Below are 2,804 nucleotides of genomic sequence, written 5' to 3' on the forward strand. Positions count from 1 at the left end.
GGGGCGCCGGTGCCTGCCGCGTCCGGGACCGTGCACGCGGCGGACTCGCCGGAGGGGCTGGCGCGGGCGTTCGCGTGGGCGGCGGACCGGTGGTCCGATCGTGCGATGATCGTCGCGTTGCTGGAGGATCCGGAACCGGATGTGCTGCTCGGCTGAGATGCTCGACCGAGGTGCTCGGCCGAAGTGCGCGGCCGGGGCGTTCGGACACGTCCCGCGCGTCGCCCGATCCGGTCGGTGTGTTAAAGGTTTCTCTGACCGAAACGGGACCCCCTGCGGGAGGCCGCCCGCTGCCAGAGCATGATGCTCATGCCGAGCAGCCCGACCCCGGCGCCCGCGAGGGTCGTCCACAACCACACGCCGTGGATCCCGAGAATCAACAGCACCACGAAGGCGCACAACCACGCGGTCGTGCCCCCGATCACGGGAACCCACGGACTGACCAGAGGCCGGGGCAGATCCGGGGGAGGACGAAGCCGTCCTGTGACCTCGGGTGTGTTGCTCGGTTCGTCCACGCAGGCCAGGCTACCGCTGCCGGTACCGACGCGAGGCAGGTGAGTGATGTCCGAGGTGACCATGGAGGACCCGGCGCGGTCCCGGCTGGACCGGTTCTTCCGGATCAGCGAGCGCGGGTCCACGCCCGGCAGGGAGGTGCGGGGCGGGCTGGTCACGTTCGTGACGATGGCCTACATCATCGTGCTGAACCCGCTCATCCTGGGCAGCTTCTCCGCCGACGATCCGGGGGCGGCCACCGACGCCACCGGCGCGATCCTGCCGGTACCGCAGGTGGCCGCCGTCACCGCGCTCGTCGCCGGGGTCATGACCATTCTCATGGGGGTGGTCGCGAACTACCCGTTCGCGCTGGCGGCGGGGTTGGGCATCAACGCCCTGGTGGCGGTGAACATCGCCCCGCTGATGACCTGGCCCGCCGCGATGGGGCTGGTGCTGGTCAACGGCATCGTGGTGCTGATCCTGGTGCTCACCGGGGTGCGCACGATGGTGTTCAACGCGGTGCCGCAGCAGCTCAAGGCGGGCATCGCCGTGGGGATCGGCCTGTTCATCAGCCTGATCGGCCTGGTCGACTCCGGGTTCGTGCGCCGCGTGCCGGACGTGGCCGACACCACCGTCCCGGTGCAGCTGGGCATCGACGGCTCGATCGCCTCGTGGCCGACCGCGGTCTTCGTCGCCGGTCTGATCATCATGGCGGTGCTGGTGGCGAAGAACGTCAAGGGCGCCATCCTGATCGGGGTGCTCGCGGGCACGGTGCTCGCGGTGATCGTGGAGGCCGTCGCCGGGGTCGGCCCGTCCGCCGGGGAGGACCCGAAGGGCTGGAACCTCGGCTACCCGGCCCTGCCGGACGACCTCGTCGGCCTGCCGGACCTCTCCCTCGTGGGGGAGGTGTCCTTCGGGGCGTGGGCGCAGGTGCCCGCGCTCACGGCGGCGTTGCTGGTGTTCACCCTGGTACTCACCGACTTCTTCGACACGATCGGCACGATGACCGGGCTCGGCCGGGAGGCGAACCTCGTCGACGAGCGCGGGAACCTGCCCAACGTCGGCAAGACCCTGTTCGTCGACTCGCTCGGCGCCGTGGCCGGTGGTGCGGCCTCGGCCAGCTCGAACACCGTCTTCGTGGAGTCCGCCTCGGGCATCGCCGAGGGGGCGCGCACCGGTATGGCGAACGTGGTGACCGGCCTGCTGTTCCTCGCCGCGATGTTCTTCACCCCGCTGTACGAGGTGGTGCCGATCGAGGCCGCCGCCCCGGCGCTGGTGATCGTGGGTGCGTTGATGATCCGGCAGATCACCGAGATCGACTTCCGGGATTTCTCGATCGCGTTGCCCGCGTTCCTGACCATCGTGGTGATGCCGTTCACCTACTCGATCGCCAACGGCATCGGGGCCGGATTCGTCAGCTACGTGCTGATCCAGGCCGCCACCGGCAAGGGTCGCCGCGTGCACCCGCTGATGTGGATCGTGGCGGCCGCGTTCGTCGTCTACTTCGCCATCGGCCCGATCCGGGACGCGCTCGGCTGAGGAGTCCACGCCCGGGAGCCCGCGACTCCGCCCCGGGTGGTTCGCCCACGTCGGCTACTGTGCGCCGATCGCCCGGAACCGGACGGTGCGAAGGCGGTCCGGTCCCGGGCGATCGGGCGCGTCCGGTGTGAGCCCGCACCCGTTCGCTGTGTGGGGAGTCGATCGTGAGGTATGCTAAGGATGTGTCGGGATCAGCTGAGCAGCGGTCGCTGGCCAGTCGCCTGCGGCTCGCTGTGGTGCGGCTGAACCGCAGGTTACGGGCACAGCGAGGGAGTCAGGACCTGTCCCTGACGCAGATCTCGGCGTTGTCCACACTGCACAAATGCGGGGCGATGACGCCCGGGCAGCTGGCGGCCAGGGAAGGCGTGCGTCCACCGTCGATGACGCGGGTGATCACCGCGCTGGAGGAGATCTCCTTCGTCCGGCGGAGTCCGCACCCCACCGACGGCAGGCAGGCGATCGTGGCCCTGACCGACACCGGGCTGGACTACGTGCACGCGACCATCTCGCGGCGCGAGGCCTGGCTCGACGAGCGACTGGCGGAACTGAGCGGCGAGGAGCGCGAGGTGCTCTCCCGCGCCGCGGAGATCATCGACAGGATGGCCGGACACGGTTGACGCCCGGCCGTCACGGGAGGCGACACCACGGCGTGAGTATCACGGATAGCGACGAACGACCGACCGGACAACGCCCCGCTATCCGCAGACCCACCACCGACCCGCCCCCGCGACCGGCCTGCGCGTCCCGCACCCGCGCCGCGGGCCCGGCAGCACCGG

The 2,804-nt window shown here is 70.5% G+C and carries 3 protein-coding genes; 2 read left to right on the forward strand and 1 reads right to left on the reverse strand.

Features of this window, described 5'->3' with window-relative positions:
* Window positions 1-239: 239 nt before the first annotated feature.
* Window positions 240-575: a DUF2530 domain-containing protein gene (locus tag SACHA_RS0100385; protein ID WP_408640309.1), complete on the reverse strand. Its 336-nt coding sequence runs from the start codon at window positions 573-575 to the stop codon at window positions 240-242.
* Between SACHA_RS0100385 and SACHA_RS0100390 the strand changes: the two genes are divergently transcribed.
* On the forward strand, window positions 559-2,028 hold the full coding sequence (locus SACHA_RS0100390; RefSeq protein ID WP_019806286.1) for an NCS2 family permease: 1,470 nt from the start codon (window positions 559-561) through the stop codon (window positions 2,026-2,028). The genes SACHA_RS0100385 and SACHA_RS0100390 overlap by 17 nt on opposite strands.
* A 164-nt stretch (window positions 2,029-2,192) precedes the next feature.
* On the forward strand, window positions 2,193-2,645 hold the full coding sequence (locus tag SACHA_RS0100395; protein WP_408640310.1) for a MarR family winged helix-turn-helix transcriptional regulator: 453 nt from the start codon (window positions 2,193-2,195) through the stop codon (window positions 2,643-2,645).
* The last annotated feature ends 159 nt before the right edge of the window (window positions 2,646-2,804 follow it).

Origin of the sequence: Saccharomonospora halophila 8, from assembly GCF_000383775.1 — a bacterium.
GTDB classification, from domain to species: domain Bacteria; phylum Actinomycetota; class Actinomycetes; order Mycobacteriales; family Pseudonocardiaceae; genus Saccharomonospora; species Saccharomonospora halophila.

Bases quoted from the DNA above. Each gene is read 5' to 3' on its own strand.
- SACHA_RS0100390 (WP_019806286.1), top strand. From the start codon at position 559: ATGTCCGAGGTGACCATGGAGGACCCGGCGCGGTCCCGGCTGGACCGG.
- SACHA_RS0100385 (WP_408640309.1), bottom strand. From the start codon at position 575: ATGGTCACCTCGGACATCACTCACCTGCCTCGCGTCGGTACCGGCAGC.